This is a genomic window from Thermogemmatispora carboxidivorans, assembly GCF_000702505.1.
GTDB lineage: Bacteria > Chloroflexota > Ktedonobacteria > Ktedonobacterales > Ktedonobacteraceae > Thermogemmatispora > Thermogemmatispora carboxidivorans.
Genome location: NZ_JNIM01000001.1, coordinates 4,589,295 through 4,604,350, shown reverse-complemented (window position 1 = coordinate 4,604,350; position 15,056 = coordinate 4,589,295). Strand labels below are relative to the sequence as shown.

At 61.8% G+C, this 15,056-nt stretch carries 11 protein-coding genes and 1 pseudogene; all 12 read left to right on the top strand.

Annotation, left to right across the window (positions count from 1 at the left end; genetic code table 11):
- Positions 1–48 precede the first annotated feature (48 nt).
- The 12 genes and pseudogenes from N688_RS18120 (at position 49) to N688_RS18065 (ending at position 14,789) form a co-directional block, all read left to right on the top strand.
- Entirely contained in the window at positions 49–666 is a 618-nt protein-coding gene (locus tag N688_RS18120; protein WP_069803272.1) for an NADH-quinone oxidoreductase subunit C, read from the top strand.
- A gap of 408 nt (positions 667–1,074) precedes the next feature.
- Complete coding sequence (nuoD, locus tag N688_RS18115) at positions 1,075–2,235, top strand: NADH dehydrogenase (quinone) subunit D (RefSeq protein WP_420341022.1); 1,161 nt, start codon at positions 1,075–1,077, stop codon at positions 2,233–2,235.
- Complete coding sequence (gene nuoE / locus N688_RS18110) at positions 2,232–2,756, top strand: NADH-quinone oxidoreductase subunit NuoE (protein ID WP_081838981.1); 525 nt, start codon at positions 2,232–2,234, stop codon at positions 2,754–2,756. Before nuoD ends, nuoE begins: the two co-directional genes overlap by 4 nt.
- A gap of 41 nt (positions 2,757–2,797) precedes the next feature.
- Positions 2,798–4,096 carry an NADH-quinone oxidoreductase subunit NuoF gene (gene nuoF / locus N688_RS18105; protein WP_052890601.1) on the top strand — a complete coding sequence of 433 codons (1,299 nt, stop codon included), beginning with the start codon at positions 2,798–2,800 and terminating at the stop codon, positions 4,094–4,096.
- 59 nt (positions 4,097–4,155) lie between these two features.
- Positions 4,156–6,324, top strand: coding sequence for an NADH-quinone oxidoreductase subunit NuoG (gene nuoG, locus N688_RS18100; protein WP_052890600.1), 2,169 nt, complete (start codon positions 4,156–4,158; stop codon positions 6,322–6,324).
- A complete protein-coding gene (gene nuoH, locus N688_RS18095; RefSeq protein ID WP_081838980.1) occupies positions 6,317–7,582 on the top strand; it encodes an NADH-quinone oxidoreductase subunit NuoH in 1,266 nt (421 codons plus the stop codon). The genes nuoG and nuoH overlap by 8 nt, the downstream gene beginning before the upstream one ends.
- A gap of 211 nt (positions 7,583–7,793) precedes the next feature.
- Positions 7,794–8,453: pseudogene (nuoI, locus tag N688_RS18090) on the top strand (NADH-quinone oxidoreductase subunit NuoI); the annotation flags it as partial.
- Entirely contained in the window at positions 8,450–8,986 is a 537-nt protein-coding gene (locus N688_RS18085) for an NADH-quinone oxidoreductase subunit J family protein (RefSeq protein WP_052890598.1), read from the top strand. The pseudogene nuoI and the gene N688_RS18085, both read left to right, overlap by 4 nt.
- A 43-nt stretch (positions 8,987–9,029) precedes the next feature.
- A complete protein-coding gene (gene nuoK, locus N688_RS18080; RefSeq protein ID WP_052890597.1) occupies positions 9,030–9,338 on the top strand; it encodes an NADH-quinone oxidoreductase subunit NuoK in 309 nt (102 codons plus the stop codon).
- A 4-nt stretch (positions 9,339–9,342) separates the two neighbouring features.
- A complete protein-coding gene (gene nuoL, locus N688_RS18075; protein ID WP_052890596.1) occupies positions 9,343–11,394 on the top strand; it encodes an NADH-quinone oxidoreductase subunit L in 2,052 nt (683 codons plus the stop codon).
- 6 nt (positions 11,395–11,400) lie between these two features.
- On the top strand, positions 11,401–12,951 hold the full coding sequence (locus N688_RS18070; protein ID WP_052890595.1) for a complex I subunit 4 family protein: 1,551 nt from the start codon (positions 11,401–11,403) through the stop codon (positions 12,949–12,951).
- A gap of 77 nt (positions 12,952–13,028) precedes the next feature.
- Positions 13,029–14,789 carry an NADH-quinone oxidoreductase subunit N gene (locus N688_RS18065; protein WP_052890594.1) on the top strand — a complete coding sequence of 587 codons (1,761 nt, stop codon included), beginning with the start codon at positions 13,029–13,031 and terminating at the stop codon, positions 14,787–14,789.
- The last annotated feature ends 267 nt before the right edge of the window (positions 14,790–15,056 follow it).

Here is a 15,056-nt window from a genome sequence, read left to right as displayed (position 1 = left end):
GGAGCATGGGAGCAGCGCGGGGAAAGCGAGGCGAAAGAAAGAACAATCATGGATACATTTGCCGAGGCTGCCGTAGCAGCCCTACGCGAGCGTTTCCCCCAGGCGGTGGTGGAGACCGTCGAGCACCGTGGTGAGCTGACGGTCGTCCTGACTACCGAGCACCTGGTTGCTGTCTGTGACTATCTTAAGCGGCACCATCACTATACCTTTCTCTCAACGATCACCGCTGTCGACTGGCTGGAGCGCGTGCCCCGCTACGATGTGGTGTATCAGTTGCTCTCGCTGCCGCGGCGCAGCACGCTCGCGCTCAAGGTGCGCGTGGGTGGCAAGCGCGAGGAACACCCGCAGGTGCCATCGGTGACCGGCGTCTGGCCGGCGGCTAACTGGTATGAGCGCGAGGTCTATGATCTGTTTGGCATCATTTTTACTCATCATCCCGACCTGCGCCGCATCCTGATGCCGAGCAACTGGACCACTCACCCGTTGCGCAAGGATTATCCGCTGACCGGCTTCGATCTGCCTGAACCACACTGGGGCGGTCAGGTTCCCTACGACGTGGACCCCGGCGTTGGCCGCCAGACCCTCCGTACCCCCCAGGGCCGCGAGCTGAACGAGAGTCGCAGCGCCTTTACTACGAACCCAGAGCCGGGTACCCCACGAGCGTGAGCTGAGCACTTGACCGGCTGCCTTTGCCTGACCTGCTCAGGCTCGTGCTCCCTCTGCCAGTCCGGTCTGAGTGCGCTACTTACTACTAAGCACAGAGAAGATCAAGGCGTGAGTCTCTGCGCAGCGCCCGGCCCACCACCTGAGTGGACAGTGAACGCGAAGGCGACAGCTGAAGAAGGGAAAGAAGGTGGCACAGGTAGCGTCTGAGCTGGTGGGTGGACGGGCGGGTGGGCATAGGGCAACCGGTGCAGGGCCTGGTTCTGCTCTGGCTGGTTGATCCGCTCGTTTGGGAAGTGCAACCAACGGCTGACATGCAGCGATGAGGGCTTGCTTATGCAACAGGAGCTAGAAACGCGCTATACCATCGAAGAAGGCCAGGTAACCGAGAGCGGTCAGCGCCAGGATACCATGACCATCAATATGGGGCCGCAGCATCCGAGTACTCACGGGGTGCTCCGCCTGCTGCTGACCATCGAAGGCGAGACGGTGGTCAAGGCCGAGCCGGATATTGGCTACCTGCATACCGGCATCGAGAAGACCGCCGAGTCGAAGTCCTATCATCAGGCGCTGGTGGTAACGGACCGCATGGACTATCTGGCCCCACTATGCAATAACCTGGGCTATGCGCTGGCGGTGGAGAAGTTGCTGGGGATCGAGGACGAGATCACCGATAAAATTAAATATGCGCGCGTACTGCTGGCCGAGCTGCAGCGCATCGCCAGCCACCTGGTCTGGCTGGGCACAAGCGCGCTCGACCTGGGGGCGATGAGTGTCTTCCTCTACTGCTTCCGCGAGCGTGAGATGATCCTGGATGTCTTCGAGTACGTCTCAGGCGTGCGCATGATGACCAGCTATATCTGCCCCGGTGGCCTGCAAGCTGATCTGCCCCGCGGCTTCGACGAGAAGGTGCGCGCCTTCACGCGCGTCTTCCCCGATCGCCTGGCTGAGTACCACGACCTGCTGACCAACAACCCGCTCTGGCTGGAGCGCACCAAGGGGGTGGCCATACTCAGCAAGGAGGATGCCATTGCCTATGCTACCAGTGGTCCAACCCTGCGCGGCAGCGGCATCGCCTGGGACATCCGCAAAGCCTTCCCCTACAGTGGCTACGAGCAGTTCGACTTTGAGATCCCGGTCGGCAGCAACGGCGACGTTTACGACCGCTACATGGTGCGCATGCTGGAGATGGAGCAGAGCCTGCGCATCGTCAATCAGGCACTGGAGGGCATGCCGCCCGGTCGCTATCGTGTGGCCAATCCCAAGGTAGCGCCGCCGCCCAAGTGGCAGATCACTGGCAGCATGGAGGCCTTGATCCACCACTTTAAGCTCTACACCGAAGGCTATCGTCCGCCCGCCGGCGAGGTCTACGTGCGCACGGAGTCGCCCAAGGGCGAGCTGGGCTTCTTTATCGTCAGCGATGGCTCGGCCCGACCCTACCGCATGCACGTGCGCGCGCCGTCCTTTGCGAATCTGCAGGCGCTGCCGAAGATGATCCAGGGAAACCTGCTCTCGGACGTGGTGGCCGCCATCGGGAGCATCGATATTGTGCTCGGTGAGGTTGATCGATGATTTCAGAACAGGCGAAGCAGCGCATGCGCGAGCTGGCAGCTCGCTATCCGGTGGCCCGCTCCGCCGTGATGCCGGCCCTCTATATTGCGCAGGCGGAGGAAGGCTACGTCTCCCGCGCGGCGCTGGAGGCAGTGGCGGAAGCCTTGAATATGACGGTCGACGATGTCGAGAGCGTCGCCACCTTCTATACAATGTACTATCAGCGCCCGCCCGGCAAGAAGGTGATCAAAGTCTGCAATAGCATTTCCTGCTACCTGCGCGGCTGCGACGCGCTGATCGAGCAGCTTGAGCGCCGCCTCGGTATCAAGCGGGGCGAGACCAGCCCCGATGGCCGCTATACCCTGCTGACGGTGGAGTGCCTGGCCTCCTGTGGCACGGCTCCGGTGCTCCAGGTCAATGATGAGTTCGTCGAGAATCTGACGCCTGAGCTGGTCGATCGCCTGGCGGATCAGTGGGAAGCTGAGTTTCAGGCTGAGGGCCAGAGCCAGGGTCGGAGCCCGGCAGGCGCCGGCGGCTGCTGACGGACGTGCTGGCCTATGTTGTGCTGTGAAGGAAGCGTGCTATGCCAGAGCTAATTATCACGAAAAATATCGATGTACCTGGGATCGATCGCCTGGATGTCTACCGCCAGTACGGCGGCTATGAAGCCCTGGAGAAGGCGCTGCACGAGTACCAGCCGGAGGAGATCGTCGAGCTGGTCAAGAAGTCTGGTCTGCGCGGACGTGGCGGGGCCGGTTTCCCGACCGGCATGAAGTGGGGCTTTCTGGCCAAGAATGAACCGCGCTATCTGTGCTGCAACTGCGATGAAAGCGAGCCGGGCACCTTCAAGGATCGCATGCTGATGGAGAAGAATCCTCATCAGCTGGTCGAGGGGGTGATCATTACCAGCTACGCCTGCCGCGTCTCGACAGCCTTTATCTATGTGCGCGGCGAGCTGGCCTACGCCGCCCGCCAGGTGCAACGGGCGGTCGATGAAGCCTATGCTGCAGGCTACATCGGCAAGAATATTCTGGGCAGCGGCTATAGTCTCGATGTCATTGTCCATCGCGGAGCTGGTGCCTATATCTGCGGCGAGGAGAGCGCCCTGATGGAGTCTCTGGAGGGGCGTCGTGGCTATCCCCGTCTCAAGCCGCCTTTCCCGGCGGCGGTCGGCCTCTACGGTGGGCCAACCGTGATCAATAACTGTGAGACCCTCTCGACTGTGCCCGCCGTTGTGCGCAACGGGGCCGACTGGTACGCCTCCTTCGGCACCGAGAAGAGTAAGGGGACGCGCATCTTCTGTCTGAGCGGCCATGTCAAGAAGCCGGGCAACTATGAGCTGCCCCTGGGGACGCCACTGCGCACCCTGATCTACGACGAGCAGTACGGCGGGGGCATCCTCGGCGACAGGCAGCTCAAGGCGGTCATCCCCGGCGGCTCTTCGACTTTCATCCTGGGGGCCGATAAGATCGATACTCCCCTGGACTTCGAGTCGGTGGCGGCGGCTGGCTCAATGCTCGGCTCCGGCGGCGTCATTGTGATGCATGAGGATACCTGCATCGTCGATGCTGTCCTGCGTATGACCGAGTTCTATCGCGATGAGTCCTGTGGAAAGTGCACGCCCTGCCGTGAGGGCACCTATTGGCTGGTGCAGCTGCTGGAGCGTATCGAGCACGGCCACGGTAAAATGAGCGATATCGATCTCTTGCTGGATATTTGTGATAATATCAGCGGCAAGTCGTTCTGCCCGCTGGGCGATGCAGCGACCTCTTCGATCACGAGCAGTATCAAGCTGTTCCGCGAGGAGTACGAATATCACGTGCGCGAGGGATGCTGCAAGGTGGGGCCAAAGGCGCGCAAGCCGGTGGCCGCCGCGCTCTAGCCTGGCGTGGCCAGTGATGGCTGATTGGCGGCGTTCCCGCGTGAAGGATAGAAGAAGCTATGGCTGAAGAGGCAAAAAACGACGGACTTGTCCATCTGACCATCGATGGTATCCCGGTGGCCGTACCCCCCGGGACGCTGGTCTGGGCGGCGGCGAAGCAGGCGGGCATCGAGATCCCTATCTATTGTTATCATCCCAAGATGCCCCCCCTTGGCGCCTGCCGCATGTGCTTTGTCGAGATCGAGAAGATGCCCAAGCCCCCGCAGACGGCCTGCACAACGCCGGTCAGCGAGGGCATGGTCGTCCATACGAAGACTGAGAAGGTGCTCAAGGCGCGTCGTGGTACGCTAGAGTTTTTGCTGATTAACCACCCGCTGGACTGTCCGATCTGTGATAAGGGTGGCGAGTGCGACCTGCAAGATTTCACCCTGCGTCACGGTCCGGGGGCGACGCGCTTCGATCTCCACAAGCGCCATTATCCGAAGCCGATTCCGGTCAGCGACCGCGTGCTGCTCGATCGCGAGCGCTGCATTCTCTGCCAGCGTTGTACGCGCTTCTGCTCCGAGATCTCGATGGATAACGGGCTGGTCATGATCAACCGCGGCTATCGCATGGAGGTTGGTACCGCCCCGGGCCAGGCTTTCGATTCGATCTTCTCGGGCAACACTGTGGAGATTTGCCCGGTTGGCGCCTTGACCTCAGCGAAGTACCGCTTTAAGGCGCGCCCCTGGGAGTTGAAGCGCATCCCAAGTGTCTGCAATAACTGCAGCGTGGGTTGCAACGTGCGCATCGATGTGCGTGTCGACAAGATCATGCGCCAGATGTCGCGCTGCAACGATGGGGTTGACGATGGCTGGCTCTGCGACCGTGGGCGCTGGGACTTCGATTATGTCAACGATACGCAGCGTCTGCGCACGCCGCTGGTGCGTCGGCAGCCGGGTGGGGCGTTGGAGCCGGTGGGCTGGGGTGAGGCTCTGGGAATGATTGCTGAGCGCCTGCGCGCTATCAAGGAGCGCTACGGGGCGAAGGCGATCGGCGGTATCGGCTCGACGCGCACCACCAATGAGGAAGCCTATCTCTTCCAGAAGCTGCTGCGTGAGGCTCTGGGCACGCCTAACGTCGATCATCATCACGGGATCTTCCCGGGTCTGCGCGATCCGCTCACCGGGCGGCCCTGGATGCTGACGACGGCCATCGCCGACTTTGAGCGAGCCTCGCATATTGTCCTGGTGGCCTCCGATCCCTACGAGCGCCAGCCCATTCTGAACCTGCGTATCAAGAAAGCCCTCAAGGCCGGAGCCAGGATTTACGTTGTCAACGAAAGCCCGACCGAGCTGGACCGTCTGGCGACGCGGGTCATTCGTCTACCGCAGCATGGAGCGGGGGCGGCGGCGCGCCTGCTGCTGGAGGCTGCACTGCGCCAGGAGAATCTGCGGAACCCGCGTGAAGAGGTGCGGCGGCGTCTCCAGGAGACGGCTCAGGCAACGCAGCAGGCCGAGACCCTCTGTGGCGAGGAGGTGGCGGCGGCCCTGCGCGAGCTGGCGCGCGAGATTGTTACGGCGCCCGCGGCCCTCATTCTCTACGATGAAATGGCGACCCTGGCCCCCGGCTGTGCCAATCTGGCCCCCGACCTGCAGGCGCTGGCGGTGGTGACTGGCAATATTGACCGCCCTGGCGCGGGGGTGGGACCGCTCTTCGAAGATGCCAATTCGCTGGGGGCGCGCGACATGGGTCTGCTCCCCGATAGTTTGCCTGGCTATCGTCCGGCCTCGCCGGAGGGCCTGAGCTATCAGGAGATGCTCAGCAGCGACGCGGTCAAGGCCCTCTACATCATGGGAGCCAATCCGGCCCGCCATCTGGCCGATGGCAATCTGCGCCGGGGTAAAGAATTCATCGTCGTCCAGGAGATCCTGCTGACCGAGACGGCTCAGCAGGCCGATGTGGTCCTGCCGGCCCTGACCTATGCTGAGAAGGACGGCAGCATGACCAATGTCGACCACCATGTGCAGGCTATTCGCCGGGCTTTGCGTCCTCTGCCGGGAGCGCGGGCTGACTGGGAGATCCTGATGGATCTGGCGGCTCTGCTGGGCCATCCCTGGACCTATGAGGGGCCGGAGGATGTGCTCCTGGAGATCGCCGCCCAGCATCCGCTTTATCGGGGCCTGACCTGGGAGGGCCTGGGTCTGCAGGGGGTACGCACGGGCGAAGTGGAGGTGGCCCATGCCTAATGATACCTGGCTGCTGGTGATCGCCTCGCTCATCAAGAGCGCTATTCTGATCGTCATCCTGTTGACGATCTTTGCCTACATGACCTGGATCGAGCGGCGTGTGGTGGCGCGCATTCAGGGGCGCCTGGGACCGAATCGCGCCGGCCCCTTTGGGGCCTTGCAGCCGCTGGCTGATGCCATCAAGATGGCCTTCAAAGAACAGATTATCCCGGCCCAGGCGCACAAGGTCATCTATCTGATCGCGCCGGTGCTTTCGGTCGTGGTGGCCCTCAGCGCCTTCGCCGTGGTGCCGGTTGGCAATAGCTGGACGCCTGGCCACCCGAGCGCCTGGGACCCGTGGGTTGGCGATATCAATGTCGGTCTCCTCTGGATTCTCTCGATCTCGTCGCTGGCCGTCTATGGCATCGTGCTCGGTGGCTGGTCCTCGGGCAACCGCTATTCGCTGCTCGGCTCGCTGCGCAGCGCGGCTCAGATGATTTCCTACGAGACCAGCCTGGGGCTTGCCCTCAGTGGTACACTGATGTGGGCTGGCACCTTGAGCATGGTTAGCCTGGTCCACCAGCAGACGCTGCAGGGGCAGGGAATCTGGTTCATTGTGGCTCAGCCTCTCGGCTTCCTGATCTACATCATTGCCGCTGTGGCTGAGGTGAACCGTGCCCCGTTCGATCTGCCGGAGGCCGAGCAGGAGTTGACCGCCGGCTACCTGACGGAATATAGCGGCCTGCGCTGGAGCCTCTATCAGATGGCCGAGTACATCAATATGATCACGGTCAGCTCGGTGGCGACGACCCTCTTCTTTGGTGGCTGGAGCTGCTTCGGGCTGGAGCGCATCCCGGGGCTGTCGCTCGTGATCTTCGCGGTCAAGGTAGCCTTTTTCCTCTTCCTCTTTATCTGGTTGCGTGCCACGCTGCCGCGCATCCGCTACGACCGCTTGATGCGCCTGGGTTGGCAATTCCTGCTGCCGCTGGCGGTCCTGAACGCGGTAGTGACTGCGACCTGTGTGGCCTTGGGTCTGCCGTGGTGGGTCAACGGCCTGATCGGGCTGGTGATCATTGGGGCTGTCCTGGCTATTACCTGGCTGCGCAGTCGCCAGACGCGCTTTGCTGTCAGCAAAACTGGAGCTGAGCTGTTGCCGCCCTCGGTGCGCCTGGTGAAGACGATCGAGCCTGAGCTGGGGCTGGTCAACGGCGGTGAGGCTGCCGTGGCGGGTATTGAGAGACAGCGGACCCTCTTGCAAGATGGCCGCGTCCAGGTCTGAGGCGAGGCGGCGAGCAGCAGGCAACGTCGCTGAAAGGACAAGAAAAGGGAAGAACAGAGAGTTCAAGAGCTGCCGGACCTGAAAGAAGAGGGAGGGGGGTGAGGAAGTAAAAAGGGGGGAGATAGAGGAGTCTGGCAGCTCCTTCGAAGCCTGCGAGCGAGAGTGAGAGAGTGAAGAGACGAGGCAAACACGTCTCACGGAGGCAGCGAGAGAAATCATGTCGTTAGATATTCTCAAAGGGTTAGCCACTACCCTCAAAAATATGGGGCGTAAGCCGACCACGGTCTCCTTCCCGGAGCAGGAGCGCGAGCTGCCGCCGCGCTTTCGCGGGCGCCACGTCTTGCACCGCTACCCCAACGGGCTGGAGCGCTGTGTCGGGTGCTTCCTCTGTGCGGGCGCCTGTCCCGCCGATGCCATCTATATCGAGGCGGAAGAGAACACCGAAGAGCATCGCGTCTCGCCCGGCGAGCGCTATGCGAAAGTGTTTGACGTCAACCTGCTGCGCTGCATCTTCTGTGGCTACTGCGAAGCGGCCTGTCCAACGGGGGCTATCACCTTGGAGCGCGAGTACAAGCTGGCGGCCTACTATCCCGAGAACATGGTTTACCACAAGGAGCAGCTGCTAGAGCCGCTTGGACAAGCGACAGTGGGTTCCGCGGCCTATTGGTTTGATCCGCCGCCGGCAGAAGAGGCCCCACAGCCGGTACCGCAGAAGACCCATGTCTTTGACGGCCTGGAGGCCAGTGCGGCAGCGGTGGGCCTGGGCGATGCCCAAAAGCAACCAGAGGTTCTGCTGCGCAACGCGGAACAGGACGAAGATCGGCGCAAGTTCCTGGATGAGGAAGCGGAGGAGGGGGGGAGACAGGTATGAGCGGAGCAGCTCTGATCATCTCCTTTTTTGTACTGGCCGTGGCGAGCGTGGCCTCGGCCCTGGGCGTGATTCTCTTCCGCAACGCGGTTCACAGTGCCCTGAGCCTGATTTTGACACTGCTCTTTCTGGCCATGTTTTATCTGCAGCTCGGGGCCATGTTTATCGCCATTGTGCAAATCTTGATCTATGCCGGCGCCATTATGGTGCTCTTCCTCTTCGTGGTGACGATGCTGGCCGCCGACCCGCGTGATCCCGATCTTCAAGACCGCTTGCCGTGGCAGCGAGGGGTAGCGGCGGTGCTGGGTCTGGTCCTGGTGGGCGCCCTGAGCTATCTACTGCTCAGCGGCACGCCGCTCAATGAAGCGGCGCGCGCGCATGGCTCTGAGGCGCTCTCGCAGGTTGTGGCTCAGCAGGGCAACATTCAAGCCTTCGGCCAGGCGCTCTTCCACGGCTTCTCGTTCGCCTTCGAGGTGACCAGCCTGGTCATCGTGGTGGCGATCCTGGGGGCTCTGGTCCTTGGGCGCAAAGCCTGATGAGAAGAGAAGAAGGCGCGGCGCGGCGAGGAGGCTGACAACCATGACAACGATACCGGTATCCTGGTATCTGATTGTGAGCGCATTGCTCTTCACCATTGGCACCATTGGCGTTCTGGTGCGGCGCAATCCGCTCATTATCTTTATGTCAATTGAACTTATGCTTAACGCGGTCAATCTGGCCTTTGTCACGCTCTCAAGCTATCTGGATTCGGCGGATGGCCAGGTCTTTGTCTTCCTGGTGCTCACGGTGGCCGCCGCCGAGGTGGTGGTCGGGCTGGCGATCATCGTCTCGATCTTCCGAACACGGCGTAATATCGACGTGGACGAGATGAACCTGTTGCGAGGGTAACGCAATGGCAAGTCTTCTTCTCTGGGTGCTGATCCCGCCGCTGCTGGGCTTCATCATCCTGGGGCTGCTTGGCAGGACATTGCCGCGCTCGGCGATTCTGACCGTGGCCTGGGGCACGGTCGCTATCTCTTTCCTGTTCGCTTTGAGCGCCTTTCTGTCGCTGCTGGGTGTCCACCCGGATAGCCAGCGCGTGAGCGATGCGACGGTCTACACCTGGGCGATCGCCGGCGACCTGCAGGTCCACTTTGGCCTCTTGCTTGATCCGCTCTCGGCGACGATGCTGCTGGTGATCACCGGGGTCGGCCTCTTGATCCATATTTATTCGGCGGGCTATATGGCGGATGATCCGGGCTTCTGGCGCTTCTTCTCTTATATGAACTTCTTCATCTTTGCGATGACGTTGCTGGTGAGCGCGGATAATCTGCTCTTCCTGCTGGTGGGTTGGGGCCTGGTGGGCCTGGCTTCCTTCTTGTTGATTGGCTTCTGGTATCAGCGTCCGGCGGCCACGGCTGCCGCTCGCAAGGCGCTGGTGATCAATGTGATCGGCGACTTCGGGCTGATGCTGGCCATCTTCTTGCTGTTCAAGCACCTGAATACGGTCGACTATGGCTATGGCGGCCCGAACTGCATTCCGGGCACCAGCGGCTACGGAGTGCTGACGGCTGCTTCCTGCCAGCAGCTTGGCTCGCTGATCTCGTTGGCGATTCCCCTGCTGCTCTTTGTGGCCTGCGCGGCGAAGTCGGCCCAGTTGCCGCTCTATATGTGGCTCCCCGATGCGATGGAAGGCCCAACGCCGGTCAGTGCCTTGATCCATGCGGCAACGATGGTGACCGCCGGTGTCTATCTGGTGGCACGCACGCATGTGCTCTTTACGCTCTCTCCTTATGCCCTGCCGATTGTGGGCGCGATCGGCGGCTTGACGGCCCTCTTTGCGGCAACTATCGCCCTGACGCAGCTCGATATCAAGCGGGTGCTGGCCTATTCAACTATCAGCCAGCTCGGCTATATGTTCATGGGGGAGAGCGCGGGAAGTTATAGCGCGGGCATTTTCCACTTGACGACCCATGCCTATTTCAAGGCCCTGCTCTTCCTGGGGGCTGGGGCTGTCATTCATGCCCTGGGCGGCGAGCAGGATATGCGCGAGATGGGGGGCCTGCGCTACCGCATGCGCATTACCTTCTGGACCTTTCTGATTGCTGTGCTGGCGATCAGCGGTATTCCGCCCTTCGCCGGCTTCTGGAGCAAGGATGATATTCTAAGCGCCCTCTTGACGCAGGCAACCAGCCTGAGCGGGAGCGTGCGCTATCTGTACTACGGCCTGTGGGGCTTGGGCGTCCTGACTGCCGGGCTGACGGCCCTCTATATGTTCCGCCTCTTCTATGGCATCTTCATGGGTGGCTATCGCGGGTCTGGCCCGTTAAAGCACGGGCATGCTGATTCCGATGAGGAGGAAGAGGAGGAAGAGGTGACCACGACGGCAGGACGGCGCCGTCGCGGAGAGTCGGCACTTTATGAGATCTACGAGGTGCCAGCTGTGATGACGGTACCTCTCGTGATTCTGGCGATTCTGTCGACAATTGGCGGCCTGGTTGGTTCGTTCGCACTCTTCAACTACAGTCGCTGGCAGCCGCTGAATGCTTTCTTAGAGCCTGTGCTGGGCAGCGCGCCGGAGGGGAAGCTGGGTCTGCTCTGGCTCTCGACTGGGGCCAGCCTGGTCTTTGCTCTCCTTGGGTTGCTGATTGCCTGGCGACGCTATGGCCAGGGCTTTGTCTATAAGGAGAGCCGCAATCCCTTCTATCGCCTGGCCTACAACAAGTACTATGTTGATGAGATCGGCATAGCGCTCCTGATCAATCCTTTGCTGTGGCTGGGGCGTCAGGCTTCCGCCCTGTTGGAGGGTGGGCTGCTGGATGGAGGCAGCCGGCTGGTGGGGAGAGCCTTCAGCCTGGTGAGTGCAGGGGGACGCCGTTTGCAGACTGGCTATGTGCGTAACTATGCGCTGGCGATCTTGATCGGCGTGGTGCTGATTATTCTCTACTATGTCGTGAGGGGGTAAGCCGGCATGTTCCCGATGTTATCGACGATCATCTTTCTCCCGCTGCTGGGTGGCATTGTCGTGCTGCTGCTCCCCCGCGAGCGCGTCAATGTGATTCGCTGGACGGCGCTGGGGGTGGCCTGGCTGGATCTGCTCCTGGCGCTCGGCGTGATGCTGGCCTACGCTCAGCCGCATCCGACGGCTGTCACGGTTGGCACGGTCCCGGTGGTGGTGGGTGAGGCCTCGCCAACGGTGGCCAGCGTCACCTTCCTCTTGCAGGAGCATCTGAGCTGGCTGCCGGCCCTGGGGATCAATTATAGCCTGGGGGTGGACGGCGTCAGTGTGCTGCTGATGACCTTGACCACGCTGCTGACGGTGGTCTGCATTGCGGCCTCGTTCCGTGTGGAGCAGAAGCTGCGCACCTACCTGGCTTTTATGCTCTTGCTGGAGAGCGGTCTGCTGGGGGTTTTTCTGGCGACCAATCTCTTCCTCTTCTACGTCTTCTGGGAGTTAATGCTGATCCCGGCTTACTTCCTGGTTGGTGGTTGGGGTGGCTCACGGCGCGTTTATGCGGCCATTAAGTTCGTGCTCTATACGGCGGTGGGCAGCTTTCTGATGCTGGCCGGGATCATTGCCCTGGGCTATTATTATCGCACAGGCGGGCATTATACGCTCGATCTGACGACCATTTTGAATAGCTCGACGCATCTGAACAGCACGGTTCAACTCTGGCTCTTCCTGGCGTTTGCCGCGGCCTTTGCAGTCAAGGTGCCGCTGGTGCCCTTCCATAGCTGGCTACCGGATGCCTATAGCGAGGCGCCGACGCCGGTGACGGCCATGCTGGCGGGGGCGATGGCCAAGGCCGGGGCCTATGGCTTCCTGCGCTATTGTCTGACGCTCTTCCCAGATGCGGCTCATCGGCTGGCGCCGCTGATTAGCACGCTGGCGGTGATCGGGATTCTCTACTGCGCGCTGCTGGCTCTGGTGCAGAGCGATATGAAGCGCTTGCTGGCCTACTCGAGCATCAGCCATCTGGGGGTGATCACGCTCGGCGTCTTTGCGCTCAATGCGCAGGGGATGGCCAGCCAGCAGGGGATCGACGGAGCCGTGTTGCAGATGGTCAACCACGGCATTACGATCACGGCCCTCTTCCTGATTGTGGGCTTCCTGGAGGCGCGCACGGGAACGCGGCGCCTGGAGGACTACGGCGGAGTGGCGCGGCGCTTGCCGATTATGGCCAGTGTTTTGATGATCGCCTGTCTGTCCTCGCTGGGTCTGCCTGGCCTCAATAGCTTCGCCGGTGAGTTTCTGGCCCTCTTGGGTGTCTTTCGCAATAATGCGCTCTTTGGGGTGCTGGGAACGCTGGTGGTGGTGCCGGCGGCCTGGTATATGATCCGCCTGGTGCAGCATGCAATGATGGGGGTGCGCCCGGCTGGCGGCCCCGTGGTAGCAGCTGAGCGCAAGGGAGGTCTGCCTGATCTGGATATTGGTGAATTCCTGGTACTGCTGCCGTTGCTGGTGTTGATCTTCTATATCGGTGTGCATCCGCTGCCGCTGACGTTCTTCGTGGAGCATTAGGATGGCTGGGGGACGAGGGAGCCAGGAAGAGCGGTGGCGGAGGGGCGCGGGAACAGGTTTTGTCGCGAGGTTCTGCTATGTCGTTTACGTACATCGCATCGGCTGCCGACTGGGCACGCATTGCGCCTGAGCTGGTGCTGGCCGGGGTAGCGCTGCTGGTCCTGTTGGTCGATCTGCTCCTGCCTCAGACGGGGTCTGTGCCTCGTGAGCGGGGAGCGGCCAACTTCTTTGTACTGCCATTTCTGGCCTTACTGGGAGTGCTTGGCGCGCTGGCGGCTACGATCGTGCTCTTCGTGGTTGGCGATGGCCAGCGGGCTTTCTTTGGCCTGGTCGGTTCTGATTGGGGATCGCTCTACGCCTATCTGGCGATCTTGAGTGCTGCCGGTTTAGGTATTATCTTCTCTCCCGCCTATCTGAAGCGTCTGAAGCTGGTCCATCAGGGCGAGTACTATGCGCTCTTCCTGACGGCGGCGCTCGGGATGATGCTGCTGGCGGCGGCCACCAGCTTTATGACCCTGTTCTTAGGGCTGGAGACGCTGTCGTTGGCGCTCTATATTCTCTGTGGCTTTGTGACGCGCCGGCAAGGCTCGCAGGAGGCCGGCATGAAGTACTTTTTGCTCAGTTCGTTCGCCTCGGCCTTCTTGCTCTATGGGGTGGCGCTGATCTATGGGGCTACGGGGACGACGCGCTTCGGGGCGCGGGAGACGAACGCTTTCCCGGGCGTGTTGCAGTTTTTGCAGGCTCATCCGCAGAGTACGGCGCTGTTGCTCATCGGGATCGGGCTGCTGACGGTGGGCTTTGCCTTTAAGGTGTCGGCCATTCCGTTCCAGATGTGGACGCCGGATGTCTATGAGGGGGCGCCAGCACCGGTGACGGCCTTTATGTCTGTGGGAACGAAGGCGGCGGCCCTGGTGGCCTTTGCCCGGGTCTTCGTGGTGGTACTGGCGCCGGTGGCGGCAGACTGGCAGGCGGTGGTGTGGGCGCTGGCGGTGCTGACGATGGTCGGTGGCAATCTGCTGGCGCTGGTGCAGCGCAATGCGAAGCGCCTGCTGGCCTATTCGAGTGTTGCTCATGCCGGCTACCTCTTGATTGGTGTGGTGGTGGGGGGCGCGACTGGCCTGGCGGCTATTCTGTTCTATCTGCTCTGTTATGCTTTCCTGAATGCGGGGGCCTTTGGGGCGCTGAGCGCGCTGGAGCGGCTGGATAACAGTGGCTGCGATAGAGAGGATCTGCGCGGGCTCTGGTTCCGGCGGCCCTGGCTGGCGGGTTTTCTGGCCTTCTTCCTGCTGGGACTGGCGGGCTTCCCGCCGATGGCCGGGTTCGCAGCCAAGTATTATCTCTTCTTTGCGGCGCTGCAGGGCGGCCATCCCGAGCTGCTGCTGATCGGTGTGCTGACCAGCGTGCTGGGTATGTATTATTACCTGCGCCTGATTGCGGCGATGTTCATGGAGCCGGCGCGTGAGGCGCAGGCGGAGTCGCTGGAGGTGACTCCGGCCCTGGCGGTGGCGAGTGCGGGCACAGCGGGAGCTGGAGCGAGTGTGGCCCCGCGAGTTTCTGGGCCTTTGGGGCGGGCTGCATCGACGCGCAGTGGAGGTGCGGGTAGCGGTGTGGCTGGCGCGGCGGTCGCGGTGAAGGCTGCTCCTCAGACGGCGACCAGACGGGCGCCCGCTCCTGCCACGGGCGAGCAACTTGCCGAAGAGGAAGGGCTGCCTGGTCACTCGTTCGCCTGGACGACCTGGCTCGGTCTGGGTCTGGCGGCACTGGGGGCGCTGGCGCTGGGTACGGTGTTGCCGTTCTGGTTAGTCGATCTGGCGCTGAAGGCGGCGGCGATGCTCTAGCGTCGGAACCAGTGCAAGGGTACCAGGCCACCGCGCCGCTGATATGGCGGGGAGGCAGGCTGGTGGGTCACACGGTAGAAGTCCTGATCCACCTGCCTGTTTCTTTTTTGGGCATGCCAGTCCCAGGTTAGTATTACCAGCAGTGAAGGTCTGCCGCATTACGTTGTGCGGTCGGGGGCCTCTCGCGCTGTCTGCCTTCAGGGCGCTGCTGTCACAAGATCTTTATTCAGGCTAAATGGGTGATCCTGTTGGGGCACCTGTGGCCTT

Coding starts and splice junctions, on each gene's coding strand:
- N688_RS18120 (WP_069803272.1), top strand. CDS start 49: ATGGATACATTTGCCGAGGCTGCCGTAGCAGCCCTACGCGAGCGTTTC.
- nuoD (WP_420341022.1), top strand. CDS start 1,075: ATGACCATCAATATGGGGCCGCAGCATCCGAGTACTCACGGGGTGCTC.
- nuoE (WP_081838981.1), top strand. CDS start 2,232: ATGATTTCAGAACAGGCGAAGCAGCGCATGCGCGAGCTGGCAGCTCGC.
- nuoF (WP_052890601.1), top strand. CDS start 2,798: ATGCCAGAGCTAATTATCACGAAAAATATCGATGTACCTGGGATCGAT.
- nuoG (WP_052890600.1), top strand. CDS start 4,156: ATGGCTGAAGAGGCAAAAAACGACGGACTTGTCCATCTGACCATCGAT.
- nuoH (WP_081838980.1), top strand. CDS start 6,317: ATGCCTAATGATACCTGGCTGCTGGTGATCGCCTCGCTCATCAAGAGC.
- N688_RS18085 (WP_052890598.1), top strand. CDS start 8,450: ATGAGCGGAGCAGCTCTGATCATCTCCTTTTTTGTACTGGCCGTGGCG.
- nuoK (WP_052890597.1), top strand. CDS start 9,030: ATGACAACGATACCGGTATCCTGGTATCTGATTGTGAGCGCATTGCTC.
- nuoL (WP_052890596.1), top strand. CDS start 9,343: ATGGCAAGTCTTCTTCTCTGGGTGCTGATCCCGCCGCTGCTGGGCTTC.
- N688_RS18070 (WP_052890595.1), top strand. CDS start 11,401: ATGTTCCCGATGTTATCGACGATCATCTTTCTCCCGCTGCTGGGTGGC.
- N688_RS18065 (WP_052890594.1), top strand. CDS start 13,029: ATGTCGTTTACGTACATCGCATCGGCTGCCGACTGGGCACGCATTGCG.